1 pseudogene is annotated in these 274 nt (G+C 44.9%); it reads left to right on the top strand.

Annotated elements, in window-relative coordinates:
- A pseudogene (locus tag CWC11_RS23145) lies at nt 1-274 on the top strand (ATP-dependent RNA helicase); the annotation flags it as partial.

Genomic DNA, 274 nt, shown 5'->3' with positions numbered 1-274 from the left:
CGTCGTGATGTTGGATGAGTTTCATGAAAGACGCTGGGACATGGACTTATTATTAGCGCTCTTAAGGCAGGCTCAATCACACAAACTAATTGTTACCTCGGCGACGTTAAACAGCCAAAAATTAGCCTCTTATTTAGACGCCCCTATCTTAGAGTCAGAAGGGTTCATTTACCCCGTTGAAGAGTGTTTTCACGCCTCTGATCCAAGAACTATGCCCCAGAAAGAGCAACTCGATACTCGCGTTTTTGCAGCTTGCCAATACGCATTGGAACAT

The organism is Pseudoalteromonas sp. S3178 (assembly GCF_005886985.1).
GTDB classification, from domain to species: Bacteria; Pseudomonadota; Gammaproteobacteria; order Enterobacterales; family Alteromonadaceae; genus Pseudoalteromonas; species Pseudoalteromonas carrageenovora.
The sequence above is the reverse complement of the archived record's forward strand: the minus strand, read 5'-3'. Positions and strand labels throughout refer to the sequence as shown.